Origin of the sequence: Nocardia anocheti (assembly GCF_029675105.1) — a bacterium.
Classification (GTDB): Bacteria; Actinomycetota; Actinomycetes; order Mycobacteriales; family Mycobacteriaceae; genus Nocardia.
The window spans coordinates 596,961-611,058 of sequence record NZ_JAQQFV010000002.1 but is presented as its reverse complement, the minus strand read 5'-3'; the positions used below and the strand labels follow the sequence as shown (position 1 = coordinate 611,058).

Annotated in this window: 13 protein-coding genes; 1 reads left to right on the top strand and 12 read right to left on the bottom strand. The window is 70.6% G+C overall.

Going from position 1 to position 14,098, the window contains the following annotated elements:
• Positions 1-55 precede the first annotated feature (55 nt).
• From mnhG to QC180_RS06755, 8 genes are all read right to left on the bottom strand, one after another.
• Positions 56-427 carry a monovalent cation/H(+) antiporter subunit G gene (mnhG, locus tag QC180_RS06790; RefSeq protein ID WP_278261729.1) on the bottom strand — a complete coding sequence of 124 codons (372 nt, stop codon included), beginning with the start codon at positions 425-427 and terminating at the stop codon, positions 56-58.
• Complete coding sequence (locus tag QC180_RS06785) at positions 424-684, bottom strand: monovalent cation/H+ antiporter complex subunit F (protein ID WP_278261728.1); 261 nt, start codon at positions 682-684, stop codon at positions 424-426. Before QC180_RS06785 ends, mnhG begins: the two co-directional genes overlap by 4 nt.
• Entirely contained in the window at positions 681-1,235 is a 555-nt protein-coding gene (locus QC180_RS06780) for a Na+/H+ antiporter subunit E (protein WP_278261727.1), read from the bottom strand. Before QC180_RS06780 ends, QC180_RS06785 begins: the two co-directional genes overlap by 4 nt.
• Positions 1,232-2,827: a Na+/H+ antiporter subunit D gene (locus QC180_RS06775; protein ID WP_278261726.1), complete on the bottom strand. Its 1,596-nt coding sequence runs from the start codon at positions 2,825-2,827 to the stop codon at positions 1,232-1,234. Before QC180_RS06775 ends, QC180_RS06780 begins: the two co-directional genes overlap by 4 nt.
• The gene (locus QC180_RS06770) at positions 2,824-3,207 is read right to left on the bottom strand and encodes a Na(+)/H(+) antiporter subunit C (RefSeq protein WP_278261725.1); all 384 of its coding nucleotides are present in this window, start codon (positions 3,205-3,207) and stop codon (positions 2,824-2,826) included. The genes QC180_RS06775 and QC180_RS06770 overlap by 4 nt, the downstream gene beginning before the upstream one ends.
• Positions 3,204-5,993, bottom strand: coding sequence for a Na+/H+ antiporter subunit A (locus tag QC180_RS06765; protein WP_278261724.1), 2,790 nt, complete (start codon positions 5,991-5,993; stop codon positions 3,204-3,206). Before QC180_RS06765 ends, QC180_RS06770 begins: the two co-directional genes overlap by 4 nt.
• A 114-nt stretch (positions 5,994-6,107) precedes the next feature.
• Entirely contained in the window at positions 6,108-7,394 is a 1,287-nt protein-coding gene (locus QC180_RS06760) for a hypothetical protein (RefSeq protein WP_278261723.1), read from the bottom strand.
• Positions 7,395-7,433: 39 nt separating this feature from the next.
• Positions 7,434-9,632 (bottom strand): AAA family ATPase, encoded by a 2,199-nt coding sequence (locus tag QC180_RS06755; protein ID WP_278261722.1) that lies wholly within the window; start codon positions 9,630-9,632, stop codon positions 7,434-7,436.
• Positions 9,633-9,770: 138 nt separating this feature from the next.
• Between QC180_RS06755 and QC180_RS06750 the strand changes: the two genes are divergently transcribed.
• Positions 9,771-10,136 (top strand): hypothetical protein, encoded by a 366-nt coding sequence (locus QC180_RS06750; protein WP_278261721.1) that lies wholly within the window; start codon positions 9,771-9,773, stop codon positions 10,134-10,136.
• On the opposite strand, the gene QC180_RS06745 is transcribed toward QC180_RS06750, so the two are convergent.
• From QC180_RS06745 to QC180_RS06730, 4 genes are all read right to left on the bottom strand, one after another.
• Positions 10,133-10,480 carry a UBP-type zinc finger domain-containing protein gene (locus QC180_RS06745; RefSeq protein ID WP_278261720.1) on the bottom strand — a complete coding sequence of 116 codons (348 nt, stop codon included), beginning with the start codon at positions 10,478-10,480 and terminating at the stop codon, positions 10,133-10,135. The genes QC180_RS06750 and QC180_RS06745 overlap by 4 nt on opposite strands.
• A 130-nt stretch (positions 10,481-10,610) precedes the next feature.
• Positions 10,611-12,050: an ATP-binding protein gene (locus QC180_RS06740; RefSeq protein WP_278261719.1), complete on the bottom strand. Its 1,440-nt coding sequence runs from the start codon at positions 12,048-12,050 to the stop codon at positions 10,611-10,613.
• 8 nt (positions 12,051-12,058) lie between these two features.
• Positions 12,059-13,726, bottom strand: coding sequence for an NAD(P)/FAD-dependent oxidoreductase (locus tag QC180_RS06735; protein ID WP_278261718.1), 1,668 nt, complete (start codon positions 13,724-13,726; stop codon positions 12,059-12,061).
• A 26-nt stretch (positions 13,727-13,752) separates the two neighbouring features.
• Complete coding sequence (locus QC180_RS06730) at positions 13,753-13,944, bottom strand: hypothetical protein (protein ID WP_278261717.1); 192 nt, start codon at positions 13,942-13,944, stop codon at positions 13,753-13,755.
• Positions 13,945-14,098: the final 154 nt, after the last annotated feature.

The following is a 14,098-nucleotide window of genomic DNA, read 5'->3' as shown; positions in this document are numbered from 1 at the left end:
CGAGGGGCGAGACGTCCCGGCGCAGCCGAAGTATCGCCCCTCGGAGGCGAGGCCCTCAGGGCCGAGAATCCCGCGGCCCCGGCCGCACATCCAACTCAGCCTCGTCGCCGAGTTCGTTGATCCGGAGCAGGCCGTCGCGGTGACGTTGTTCGCGGTAGGCGGTGCGGCCGATGAGGTGCGCGATGACGGGCGCGGTGATGATGGTGAACAGGCCGGTGAGCACCAGCATCCAGACGTTGACGTCGTCGCGGATGTCGATGCCGGTGCCGATCAACACCAGGATCAGGCCGACCACCTGCGGTTTCGTCGCCGCGTGCATGCGTGTGAGGGTGTCAGGGAAGCGCACGATGCCCAGGGCCGCGGTGAAGGCGAAGGCGCAGCCGGTGAGGATCAGGATCGCCGAGATCCACTCCCAGAAGGTCGTCATCGGTCGTCCCGGACGCGGAAGCGGGAGACGGCGGCCGAGCCGAGGAAACCGACCAGGGCCAGCGCCACGATCGCCGGGATGACGGTGGTGTCGCCGCTGTAGGCGGCCCAGACCGCCAGCCCGCTGGCCGCGATGGCCATCAGCGAGTCGATGCCGACCACCCGGTCCAGGGTGCTCGGCCCGGCCAGCACCCGATAGCTGGTGATGACGGCGGCGGCGACGAGCAGTACGCCCGCGATGACGGCGACGACGGTCACGACTGGACCTCCGCCGCCGGGTCGACGCGGCGGCGTTCGCCGGGCCGCTCGAAGGTGTCGATCATCAGGCCCTCCAGTCGCCGGGTGACGCGATAGAACTTCTCCACCGCCGCGTCACTGCCGACATCGAGTACGTGCACGTAGACCACACAGCGCGGACGATCCAGTTCCAGCACCATGGTGCCCGGGATGAGATTGAGCAGGTCGGTGCACATGACCAGCACCAGATCGGACTGGAAGGCCAGGTGCACGCGCAGCACCCCCGACACCGGCGGGCCCGAGCGCCGCACGCTGAACCAGGCCACCTGCAGGCTCGATTCGAGCGCGTAATAGGTGCTGACGACGACGAGCTTCAGGAACGACAGCGGATGGAACCAGCCCGCCACCGGGATGAGCGGCAGCGGCAGCGCGAAGACGACGATCACCGCGACCACCAGCCCGGCGATCACATTGGCGATGCTCAGATCACCCCACAGGGCCACCCAGACCGTGGTCAGCCAGATCAGGATGCCGATGCGCACGGCATTGTCGCGATTGATCAATCGGCTCATCGCGGCTCCGGTCCCAGGACCGCGCCGATGTAGACCGACGGGTCGTGCAGGTCGTCGGCCGCGCGTTCGGCGATGCCGAGCACCGGCCCGGCCAGCACGGTCAGCGCCAGGCCCGCCACGATCAGACTGATGGTGGCGACGGTCATCAGCACGGGCATGCGGCCGGGGTCGGTGCGGTCCTCGTAGTGCACGTCGGTCGAATCCTCGACCAGGGTGGGCAGATTCGCGGCGGTGAGATGGCCTTCGGGCGCCTCGGCGCGGGGTCGCCAGAACGCCTTGCTCCACACCCGCGCCACCGCGTACAGGGTCAGCAGACTGGTGACCACCGAGCCGCCGACCAGGACCCAGGCCAGCACCCCGCCGTTGGCGGCACCCGCCTCGAGCAGCGCCACTTTCCCGATGAAGCCGGAGAACGGCGGGATACCACCGAGATTCAGCGCCGGGATCAGGAACATGATCGCCAGCAGCGGACTGGCGGCGGCCAGCCCACCGATCCGGCGCAGCGAGACCGACCCGGCTTGTCGCTCGATCAGGCCGACGGCCAGGAACAGCGCGGTCTGCACCAGGATGTGGTGGGCCACGTAGAACACCGCGCCGGTGAGTCCGGCGGTGGTGGCCAGGCCGATACCGAACATCATGTAGCCGATGTGGCTGACCAGGGTGAACGACAGCAGGCGGCGGATGTCGTTCTGGGCGATGGCGCCGAGGATGCCGATCAGCATGGTCGCCAGGCCGCAGACCAACAGGATGTTGTCGAAGGCGCCGTCGGGGAACCACAGGCTGTGCGTGCGGATGATGGCGTACACACCGACCTTGGTGAGCAGACCCGCGAACACGGCGGTCACCGGCGCGGGCGCGGTGGGGTAGGAGTCGGGCAGCCAGCTCGACAGCGGGAACACCGCCGCCTTGATGCCGAAGGCCACCAGCAGCACCGCGTAGCAGGCCGTGCGCACGCCGTCGGGGATGGCCTCGAGCCGCAGGGCCAGCTGGGCGAGGTTCAGGGTGCCGGTGGCGCCGTAGGTCAGCGCGATGCCGATCAGGAAGATCAACGACGACACCATCGACACCATCACGTAGGCGATGCCGGTACGGATACGTTCCTCGGTGGCGCCCACGGTGAGCAGCACGAACGAGGCCACCAGCAGCACCTCGAAGCCGACGAACAGGTTGAACAGGTCACCGGCCAGGAACGCCTGGGAGACACCGGCGGTCAGCACCAGGTAGGTGGGGCGATAGATCGAGGTGGGCTGGTTGTCGTCGCCGTCGGAGATGTTCTGTCCGGCACCGTAGATCGACACCACCAGCAGCACGAACGCCGAGACCAGCAGCATGGCGGCGCTGAGCCGGTCGACCACCAGGGTGATCCCGATCGGCGTCGGCCAGCCGCCCACCTGCACGGCGGTGGTGCCATCGCGGTCGGCCAGGTACAGCAGCAGCGCGCTGATCACCAGCACGCTCGACAGCGCGGTCAGCGAGATCAGCGATTGCAGGCGCGGGCGGCGGCCGAAGATCAGGGTGGCCGCGGCGCCGAGCAGCGGCACCAGCACCGGCAGCGCGGCGAGGGTGGGCAGCAGGCCGGGGGACAGGGTCACTGTTCGGGGTCCTCCAGTTCGCGGCGGCTGGCGACCTGGGTGTCCTCGGGGTCGTTGGTGACGTCTTCGGTGGTGGTCAGCATGTAGGAGCGGTAGGCCAGCGCGAGGACGAAGGCGGCCAGGCCCATGGTGATGACGATGGCGGTGAGCACCATGGCCTGGGCCAGCGGGTCGGCCATGCCCTCGGTGGAGGTGTCCGAGCCGCTCAGGATCGGCGGTTTGCCGTCGGGACCGCCCATGGTGAGGATCAGCAGGTTCACCGCGTTGCCGAGCAGGATCATCCCGAGCAGCATCTTCGAGACCACCCGCTCGAGCAGCAGGTAGACCCCGCAGGCGGTGAGCGCGCCGATGGTGATGAGCAGAACGAGGTCGGCGGTCATACCAATTCCTTGTCCAGGCGGGCGCCGAGGCTGCGCAGCACGTCGAGGACCAGCCCCACGACCACCAGGTAGACGCCGAGGTCGAAGAACGTCGCGGTGACCAGCTTGATGTGGCCGAGCAGCGGCAGGGTCACCTCGATGATGGCCGAGGACAGCGGCGGCGCGCCCAGCAGCAGCGAGGCGGTCGCGGTGCCCGCGGCCAGGGTCAGGCCAGCGCCGAGCAGGTGTCCGGCGTCGACCGGCAGTGCCTCGCCGAGTTCGTAGCGCCCGCCCGCGAGGTAGCGCAGGGTCAGCGCGAGTCCGGCGATCAGGCCGCCCGCGAAGCCGCCGCCGGGCGCGTTGTGGCCGGAGAAGAAGAAGTACACCGACAGCACCATGATGGTGGGGAAGATCAGCCGGGTGGTGATCTGCAGGACCATCGAGCGGTCGCGACGGTCGACGAGTCGGGCGGCGGGCAGCCAGGACACCGCGTCGGGGTCGTAGTGCGGGGAGTCCGCGGCGCGCGGGGCGGCACCGAAGCGGCGGCTGCGGAACACCAGCGAGGCCACGCCGGTGGCGGCCACCACCAGCACCGAGATCTCGCCGAGGGTGTCCCAGGCGCGGATGTCGACGAGCAGCACATTGACCGCGTTCTTGCCGCCGCCGATCGAATAGGCCGCCTCCGGGATGGCGTGCCAGATGGGTTCGGCGCGGCGCGCGGCGGTGGCGAAGGCGGCCAGCACCGCGACGGTGACGCCCACGCCGACGGCCAGCAGCGCGCGGCGCACCTTGAAGGCGGTGGCGTCGCCGTCGGCGATCTCGGCGGGGAACGCGCGCAGCACCAGCACGAAGACCACGAGCGTGAGTGTCTCGACCAGGAATTGGGTCAGCGCCAGGTCGGGCGCGCCGTGCAGCGCGAAGATCACACCGCAGCCGTAGCCGGTGACCCCGACGACGAGCACGCTGGCCAGGCGGTTGCGCAACACCGTCGCCGCCAGCGCCATCGCGATCATGATCGCGCCCACCCCGGCTTGCAACGGCGAATCCCACAGTCGCAGTTCCACGCCGGTGCGGGTGCCGACCGCGAGCAGCACCGTCGGCAGCACGATGAGCGTGCCGAGGATGGCGGCCTGGCTGGCGGGCAGCGAGCCGGACTGCACGGTGCCGGTGATGCGCATGGACAGCCGGTCCATCGCGCGCAGCGCGCCGTCGTAGGCGCGGTCGGCGTTGCCCAGGCGCGGGTGCGCCGGTTCGCCGATCCGCTTGCGGATCAGGAACAGCGCGATACCGGCGACGACGATGAGCCCGGTCAGCATGAGCGGCCAGGTGAGGTCGTGCCAGAGCGCCAGATGCAGGTCGAGGCCGCCGGGCAGGGTGGCGGCGTAGGGGCTGAGCCACCGGTCGACGGCCTGGGTGTCGAGCCCGCCCGCCAGCCCGGCCAGCGCGAGCAGCGCGGGCGGGCCGAGCAGCAGCGCGCCGGGCGCGTGCCAGGTGTCGACGACCTCGGGCCCGTCGCTGACACCGAAAGCGCCCCAGACGAACCGGATGCTGTAGGCCACCGTGAACGCCGAGCCCACCGCGATCCCGGCCAGCAGCGCCACCCGCGCGGGCATACTCAGGTTCTCGGCCGACCACACCGCGGTCAACGCCGTCTCCTTGCCGACGAACCCGAGCAGCGGCGGCAGCGCGGCCATGCTCAACGCGGCCGTCACCGCGATCGCGCACAGCACCGGCGCCCGCCTGCCGAGCCCGGACAACCGGCGCAGATCCCGTGTTCCCGCACCGTGATCGATGATGCCGACCACCATGAACAGGCACGCCTTGAACAGTGCGTGCGCCACCAGCAGGGTGATCCCGGCCAGCGCCGCGTCGGGCGTGCCGACGGCCATCATGGTGATCAGCAGACCCAGCTGACTCACCGTCCCGAACGCCAACACCAGCTTCAGATCGTGCACCTGGATGGCCCGCCAGCCCGCGAGCAGGATCGAGGCCACCCCCAGCGGCAGGATCAGCACGTGCCACGGTGGGGTCTGCGCGAGCGCGGGCGCGAGCCGGGCGATCAGGTAGATACCGGCCTTCACCATCGCGGCCGCGTGCAGATAGGCGCTCACCGGGGTGGGCGCGGCCATGGCGCCGGGGAGCCAGAAGTGCAGCGGCACGATCGCCGACTTGCTCAGCGCGCCGATCACCACCAGCACCACACCCACCGATACCGCGCTCCCGGTCGGCGGCGCGTCGGCGGCCAGCAGATCCGAGAACAGGAAACTGCCGTAGCGCATCCCGAGGATGACGATCCCGACCAGCATCGCCAGCCCGCCCGCCCCGGTCACCAGCAGCGCCTGGATGGCCGCGCGCCTGCTCACCGCCCGCTCGGCGTAGTGGCCGACGAGCAGGAACGACAGGACCGTCGTGATCTCCCAGAACACGTAGAGCAGCAGCATGTTGTCGCTGGTGACGAGCCCGAACATGGCCCCGGCGAAGCCCATGAGCTCGGCGGCGAACACACCGAGCCGGGCCTCGTCACGCGCGAAATACCGTCCGCAGTAGGCCATGATCAGCGCGCCGATGCCGAGCACGAGCGTGCACATCACCGCGGCGAGGGAGTCGAAGCGCAGATCGATGTCCATCGAGATCTGCGGGGCCCACTCGATCCGCGTGCTCACGGTGGTTCCCCAGTGCGCGATCACCCAGCCGAGACTGCCCAGCGGAACCAGCGCGAGCAGGTAGAAGGCGTTGCGGCCCAGGACCCGTACGCACAGCGGGGCCAGCAGCGCGGCCAGCGCGTGGACGAGCAGTACGGCGAGCAAGCCCCCTCCGGCGGGTCGTTAGCGGTCGGATAGCGCGTGCTCGATCCTACGGGCGCGCACGGCCGGTCGCGGGGTAGGGCGGTTGTCGCGTCGGCCATGTCGCGGGGTCGGCGGCTATGGCTCGGCTACGTTTTCGGCGGTGCGGACCGGGGTGATCGGGCGGATCCGCAGCAGCAACCACAGCGCGGCCGCCGCGCCCGCGGTGATGGCCAGCGCGGCCCGGCCGGGGATGCTCCCGTCGACGGGCGTGCCCCCGATCGGCCAGTTGCGCGCCTTGGTGGGGATCACCCACATCACCGTCGGCAGGTACAGCGCGCCGAGGCCGAGCACCGCGCTGGGCAGATAGCCGACCCGCACGGAGCCGAAGGCGTACCCGGTCACGAAGGCCAGCAACGCGAGCCCGACGCCCCAGGCCAGCGCCCACGGCAGGCGCTCTTCCAGCGCGGCGTACCCGCAGAGCATGGCCGCGCCCGCCAGCACCAGCCACGCCGAGGACCACCGCAGGCCGATCAGCACCCCGACGGTGCCCAGGATCAGCACCACGATGAGATGCGGACCCATGTGCTGCGAATCGGCCATCGTGTCGGCCGCCGCGGACAGGCTCACCGCCACCAGCGCCCAGGTGCCATCGCGCGCGGGCAGCAGCAGCGCCGCGACGAACGCGGCGATCACCGTGACCGTCACCGCGATGCCGATCTGCCAGGAATTACCCACCCGCCCGTCGAATTCGTGGGCCAGCCATTCCGAGGCCAGCAGCACCGACAGCGCCAGCACGGTGGCGGCGATGATCGGGGTGATCGGCAGGTCGGCGGCGATCCTGGGCAGCGCGGGCAGCATCACGCCGTGGCGATGCCGCACGGTGCTCACCGCCAGCAGCACGACCGCGGCCAGCACCAACCAGGCCGGGGTGGACACCGACTTCTGGGCGTTGAGCGTGTTGGAGCTGAACGCCGAGATCAACTCGCCGTAGACGAACACCACCACCGTGCCGACCCCGAACCCGACCGCGGGCCAGCGTCGGCGCAGCGAACACACGGCGAGCGCGCCGAACAGCGCGCCGCCGCTGAGCGCGTCGATGTAGTTCTGGGTGGTGAGCACGTCGGCGTCGGAGATCGTGCGCCCGACGAAATAGTTGATCGCCAGGATCGTGGCGGCGCAGGCGGCCGAGAGCCAGACCAGGCCGGGCCGGTTGAGCGGGCGTACCAGCACCGCCACCACCACGGCCACGATCAGGCCGAGCGCGGCCGCCCTCGGCACGCTGTTGACCAGACTGGTGACCCGATACGGCGAGCCGAGCGCGGTGGCCGTGGCGAAGGTGAAGGGCAGGAACAGCGCCATACCCGCGGCCACGGCGCCAGCGAACGCCGTGACCGCGTCCAGGCCATCCCCAACTCTGGGCACCCTCCGACCATACCGGCGAATCTCCGGCTATCGGGGAAGCTAGGCCCTGCTCTCGGCATAGCGGCGCAAGGACTCCACCTGGGCGGGGTCCAGCGACGGGCGGACGGCGGCGCGCGCGGCGGCCACGTCCTCGGCGGTGACATCGGCGGCGGTCATGTCGCGGCGCAGCGCCGACAGCGCGGCCTCGCGCAGCAGGGCCGAGCAGTCCGCGGCGGAGTAGCCGTCGAGGTCGGCGGCCAGCGCGGGCAGGTCGACGTCGGCGGCCAGCGGCACCGAGCGACCCGCCGTGCGCAGGATGTCCAGGCGCGCGTCGGCGTCCGGCGGCGGCACGAAGACCAGCCGTTCGAGTCGGCCCGGCCGCAGCAGCGCGGGGTCGATCAGCTCCGGCCGGTTGGTGGCCCCCAGGACGACCACATCGCGCAGCGGTTCCACCCCGTCGAGTTCGGTGAGCAGCGCGGCCACCACCCGGTCCGACACCCCGGAGTCGCTGCTCTGCCCGCGACGCGGGGCCAGCGCGTCCACCTCGTCGAGGAAGATCAGCGACGGCGCCGAGTCGCGGGCGCGCTGGAACAACTCGCGCACCGCCCGCTCCGAGGAACCGACCCACTTGTCCATCAGCTCAGCGCCTTTCACCGCGTGCACACTGAGCTGACCGGTCCCGGCCAGCGCGCGCACCAGGAAGGTCTTGCCGCAGCCGGGCGGCCCGTAGAGCAGCACCCCGCGCGGCGGGTCGATGCCGAGGCGGGCGAAGGAGTCGGGGTGGCGCAGCGGCCAGAGCACCGCCTCGGTGAGCGCCTGTTTGGTCTCCACCATGTCGCCGACATCGTCGAGATCGAGCGAGCCGATCGCCAATTCTTCGGTGCCCGAACGCGAGAGCGGACGGATCACCTCGAGCGCGCCGACCAGATCGTCCTGGGTGAGTGCGGGATCGGTCTGGTCGCGACTGGCCCGGCCCGCCGCGCGCACCGCCGCCTCGCGGCACAGCGCGGCCAGGTCGGCGACGACGAAACCCGGTGTGCGCGCGGCGATCGCGTCGAGGTCGAGGGCGCCCGCTGGCACCTTGCGTAACAGCTGCTCGAGCAGGGCGCGGCGCACGGCGGCCGTCGGCAGGGGGAGCGCGAGTTCGCGGTCGCACAGGTCGGGGGCGCGCAGCCGCGCGTCCACCTGGGCGGGATGGGCGGTGGTGACCAGCAGCGCCACACACGGCGCGCGCATGGCGGCTCGCAATTGGTCGAGGATGAGGGTGGCCACCGGCTCAGGCTCCGCGGGCAGCAGCGCGTCGACATCGGTGATCAGCAGGATGCCGCCCTGCCCGGCGCCCACGTCGGCCACGGCCTCGGCGACCGCGCGCAGCCGGGTGCCGCTCTCGGTCGCGCCGATCCCCGGCCCGTCGATCTCCACGATCCGGCGCGGCGCTGCCACCGCCCTGGCCAGCGTCGTCTTGCCCACCCCGGCGGGTCCGGTGACCAGCACGCCCAGATGCGCGGGCGCGCCGAGGGTCTTGAGCAGCTCGGGTTCGTCCAGTGCCAGACTCAGCCATTCGGCCAGCTTGGCCGCCTGCCCCTGCACCCCGGCCAGTTCCTCGACCGCGATCGGCGCGTTGCCCGAGCTCACCGACACCGCCGTCGGCGCCGCCCCGTCCGGTTCGCTGTCGCGTTCCCGCGCGTGCAGCGCGGCGGCCGGACCGCTGCCCCAGCCCACCGCCGAATTGGGTTGCACGCTCACCGGACCGGGCATCGGCTCGATCCCGGTGACGGTGAGCAGCTCGGTGGTCCAGGCGATGCCGAAGGTCCGCGACAGCGCCTGGGTGGCCGCCGCCGAACTGATGTCGGGGCCCAGATCGCGCGGCAGCAACGACACGGTGTCGCCCACGGTGACGACCTTGCCCAGCAGCGCCTGGCGCAGCGTGGCCGCGGGCACGCTGGCCGTCGCGTGCGCCGAGCCGCTCAGGGTGAGCTGTTTGGCGCCGTACACCGTCACCGGGGCGACGGTCACCGCCGCGTTCTCCCGCAATCCCACATTCGACAGTGTCACGTCGTCGAGCAGGGCCACCCCGGGCGGACTGCCCGCGGGCGCCTTGGCCACCACCGCCGCGGTCCGCCGGGCGCCGATCAGCGCGATACCGTCCCATTCGCGCAGGCCGAGCGCGGTGAGGGTCTCGGGGTGCAGGCGCACCACCCCGCGCCGCGCGTCGGCCGCCGAGGGATTGAGCCGGGCGGTCAGCGAAAGTTCAGCCACCGTGCCATTCTGCCGTCGCCGCGCGCGATGCGCCCGGATGATCAGGAATCGATTGGCTCATGACAAGGCCGAACTCGGTACAGTGCACCGGACGCGCCGGAGGTTCCGGCGCCGTGATCTACCCGGGGAAGTCTGCAGATGAACCGAATCTCCCTCGCCGTCCTCGCCGCCGGGGCGCTCACCCTGACCCTGGTCGGCTGCGGTTCCGGTGACGACTCCGCCGACGCCAGCGGCCTGCGAAAGGGCACCCCCGCGAGCGCCTCGGCGAGCACCACCACCGCGGCCCCCACCACCAAGGCCGCCGCGGGCGGGATCACCTGCGCCGAATTCAAGACCCTCGACACCGAGGGCGAGAAGGCGGCCATCGAGAAGATCCTGGCCGAGAACCCCGGCGGCCCGTTCGAGGGCAGCCCCAATGTCGCCCTCGGCACCGCCAAGCTGGTCTGCCTCGCGCCCGGCAATGCCGACAAGACCGTCGCCGAGGCCGCGGGCCTGAAGCCCTAGTGGATCTGTGACTGCCAGTCGGCGGGCACCCGGTCGGCCGGTCCCGGCACGGACTGACCGATCGGGTGACTCGTCGGCGGCGCCAGCTCGGGCCCACCGCTGTACATCTCGCTGGTGGTGAAGTTCCAGAACCAGTCCTCGCCGGGCTCGAAACTCTGCACGAACGGGTGCCCGGTCGAGGCGAAGTGCTTGGTCGCGTGCTGACTGGGCGAACTGTCACAGCAGCCCACGTGCCCGCATTCGGCGCACCGGCGCAGATGCACCCACCAGCCGCCCGCCGCGGTGCACTCCGCGCACCCCGGCCCACTCGGCGCCGCGCTCACATCGATCCCGTCCTCGGACATCTCAGACCTCCGTAACATGGGCGGCTGGCGCCGCGGTTCTCGGCCCTGTAACCCCGGTTCTTCCCTCCCTACGGGTACTCCTTCGTCGCACCCTTCGGTCAGTCCAGAACCGGGGGCGGGCCGAGAACGACTACTGTTCTCCCGATTCTGCCTGGGGATTCAATGGCAGCCGGACTATGAAACGCGTGTCGCCCGGTTCGGATTCGACCCGGATGTCGCCGTGGTGTTTGTTGACCACGATCCGGAACGAGATGTCGAGCCCGAGCCCGGTGCCGTCGCCGACCGGTTTGGTGGTGAAGAACGGCTCGAAGATGCGGCCCTTCGCCTCGGGCGCGATGCCGGGACCGGTGTCACCGATCTCGACGGCGGCGCAGTCGTTCTCCTGGTAGGTGCGCACGGTGAGGGTGCCCTCGCCGTTCATCGCGTAGACCGCGTTGTCGATCAGGTTGGTCCACACCTGGTTGAGTTCGGCGGCGAAGCAGGGCAGCGGCGGCAGCGCGCGGTCGTAGTCCTTGACCAGGCGCACCCCGTCACCGAGCTTGCGGTTGAGCATCACCAGCGTCGAGTCGAGCAGTTCGTGCAGGTCGACGACCTGATACGGCGCGCGGTCCATCTGCGAGTACTGCTTGGCCGCGCCGACGAGGGTGGAGATGCGGGTGGTGGAGTCGGCCACCTCGTTCATCAGCAGCTCGGTCTCGATGGTGTAGTTCAGCCAGCGGATCGCGCCCTCGAACACCTGCGCCCGGCACGACTCGAGGGTGGCCCGTACGCCCTCGAGCCAGTCGACGTCCAGTCCGGCCTGCACGAAGGTGGGCGCGAGGTTCCAGCCGTCGTCGATGCCCTGGTCGGCGAACCAGTCGGCCAGCGCGTCCTCGCGATCGGCGGCTTCGAGCGGGCTGAGGTCGGGTGCCTTGGCGACCTGTTCGGCGGCCTGTTCCTGCAACTCGACCAGCTGCACCAGCGCGTCGGGCGGGAACTTGCCCGTGGCCATCATCTTGAGCTTGTGCCGCATCCCGGCCACCCGTTCGCGCAGCCCGGCGGTGGCCCGTACGGCGGCGGCCGCCGGATTGTTGAGTTCGTGGGTGAGCCCGGCCGAGAGCGAGCCCAGCGCCAGCAGCCGCTCCCGCTCGGCGATGCGCTGACTCGACTTCTGCCCGCCGAAGAACGCGCCCTCGAGCAGATGCACCGCCATCGGGAACCACTCGGTGACCATCCGCGCGAACTCCGCCGCGTCCAGCACCAGGAACCGCGACCGCCGCTCGACATACATCGAACCGGCGTAATCCTGGCTCACCTTGTCGCCGAGATAGGCCATCCAGGCCCCGGCGTACACGCCCCGGTGATCGGTGCGATTGACCTCGATCTCGATACCGCCGGAGAGCTTGGTCAGCCGCACCTCGCCCTCGATGAGCACATAGAAGCAGGTGGCCGGGTCGCCCTCGCGATACACCTGCCCCGGCTCGATGTACTCGATCCGCCCGACCGCGCACAGCTGGGCCAGTTGCTCGTCGTCGAGCTTCTCGAACAGGAACAGCGTGCGCAGTTCCTCCGGATCACAGATCAACCCCATCCGCACTCCTATGCCAGATACCGGTGGACGAGCATGACCGCCATCGCGCCCTCGCCGACGGCGGAGGCGACCCGCTTGGCGGATTCGGCGTGCACGTCACCGGCGACGAACACACCCGGCACGCTGGTCTCCAGATGATGCGGCGGACGCGGCAGCTCCCAGCCCGCCGGACGGGCGCCGTCGACCATCAGGTCGGGCCCGGCCAGGACATAGCCCGCGTCGTCGCGCACCACCACGCCGTCGAGCCAGCCGGTCTGCGGCGCGGCGCCGATGAACAGGAACAGCCGCTGCGCCTCCACCTTCTCCTCGGTACCGGCGCGGTTGTCGCGCAGGATGATCCGCTCGAGGTGGTCGTCCCCGTCGACCCCGACCACCTCGGTCTCGGTGCGGACCACGATGTTCGGGATCTGCGCGATCTGCTGGATCAGATAGTGCGACATGGACTTCTCCAGCGAGTCGCCCCGCACCACGATGTGCACGCGGCGGGCGTTGCGCGACAGGAACACCGCCGCCTGCCCCGCCGAGTTCGCCCCGCCGACGATGTAGACGTCCTGGTCGGCGCAGTCGGCGGCCTCGGTCATCGCCGAGCCGTAATACACGCCGCGCCCGGTGAATTCGTCCACACCCGGCGCCGGATGACGGCGGTAGTCGACACCGGTCGCGATCAGCACGGTGTGCGCGCACAACCGCCCGCCGTCGGCGAAGCGCACCGTGCGCGCCGACCCGTTGACCTCCAGTCCCACCACATCGCGGGTGGTGATGATCTCCGCGCCGAACTTGTTGGCCTGCCTGCGCGCCCGATCGGCCAGCTGTGCCCCGGAGAGCCCGTCGGGGAAGCCGAGATAGTTCTCGATCCGCGAACTCTGCCCGGCCTGTCCGCCGGTCGCGGTGCGCTCCACCAGCACCGTGCGCAGGCCCTCGGACGCGCCGTACACCGCCGCACCGAGTCCGGCTGGCCCACCGCCGACGACGATCAGGTCGTAGAAATCCCCGCTGGGTTGCACTGCGAGACCGACGTTTTCGGCCAGCTCGCTATCGGTGGGCTGGATCAGCGCGTCGCCCGCCGGGGTGATCACCACCGGACAGGTCAGCGGATCGGCGCCCGCCGCCTCCAGCAGCCGGGTGCCCTCGGGTTCGTCGACGGGATACCAGCGATACGGCAACTGGTTGCGCGCCAGGAACTCTCGCACCTGCGAGGAACGCGGCGACCAGCGATCGCCCACCACCTTGGTCTCGTGCACCGGCCGCTGCTCGGCGCCGCGCCAGGCGTCGAGCAGCCCGTCGAGCACCGGATAGAGCTTCTCCTCCGGCGGGTCCCACGGCTTGAGCAGGTAGTGGTCGAGATCGATGACGTTGATCGCGTCGATCGCGGCGTTGGTATCGGCGTAGGCGGTCAGCAGGACCCGGCGGGCGTAGGGGTGCAGGTCCATCGCCTGCTCCAGGAACTCGATGCCGTCCATCCCGGGCATCCGGTAGTCGGCGATCAGCACCGCCACCGGCTGGCCGCGCAGCTTCATCTCGCGCAGCGCCTCGAGCGCCTGCGGTCCCGATTCGGCCCGCAGAATCCGGTAGTCGGCGCCGTAGCGGCGGCGCAGGTCGCGCACCACCGCCCGGGAGACTCCGGGATCGTCGTCAACGCTCAGAATGGCCGGTTTGGTTACCGCGGGAGTGCTCACTACTCGAGTATCCCCTCTGCCCGGGGTCAGAGCTGATGGTGGAGTACCAGGTCGAGCTCGGTGGGGGTGAGCAGGCGTTCGAGGCGTTCCTCGCGTTTGTGACGGGTGCCGCGCGGCACGAACGCGTCGGGCAGCGCGAAGCCGTCCTCGGGCTCGATGGTCGGCAGCAACGGGACATGGTTGATGTGCCTGCGGGGCAGGAGTGAGCGCAGTTTCACGGCCGATCACCTCGGGTTGACGACGGGAACGCTGGGCTGAACGCCTTCGGTCAGCGAGTCGATAGCGAAGAGTTTGCCAGCAGGCCCGAGTCGGTGCAACCGGGACAAGGTGGACACGGCGAGCCGACGCGCCGGTGGCCCGCGTCGTCGCAGG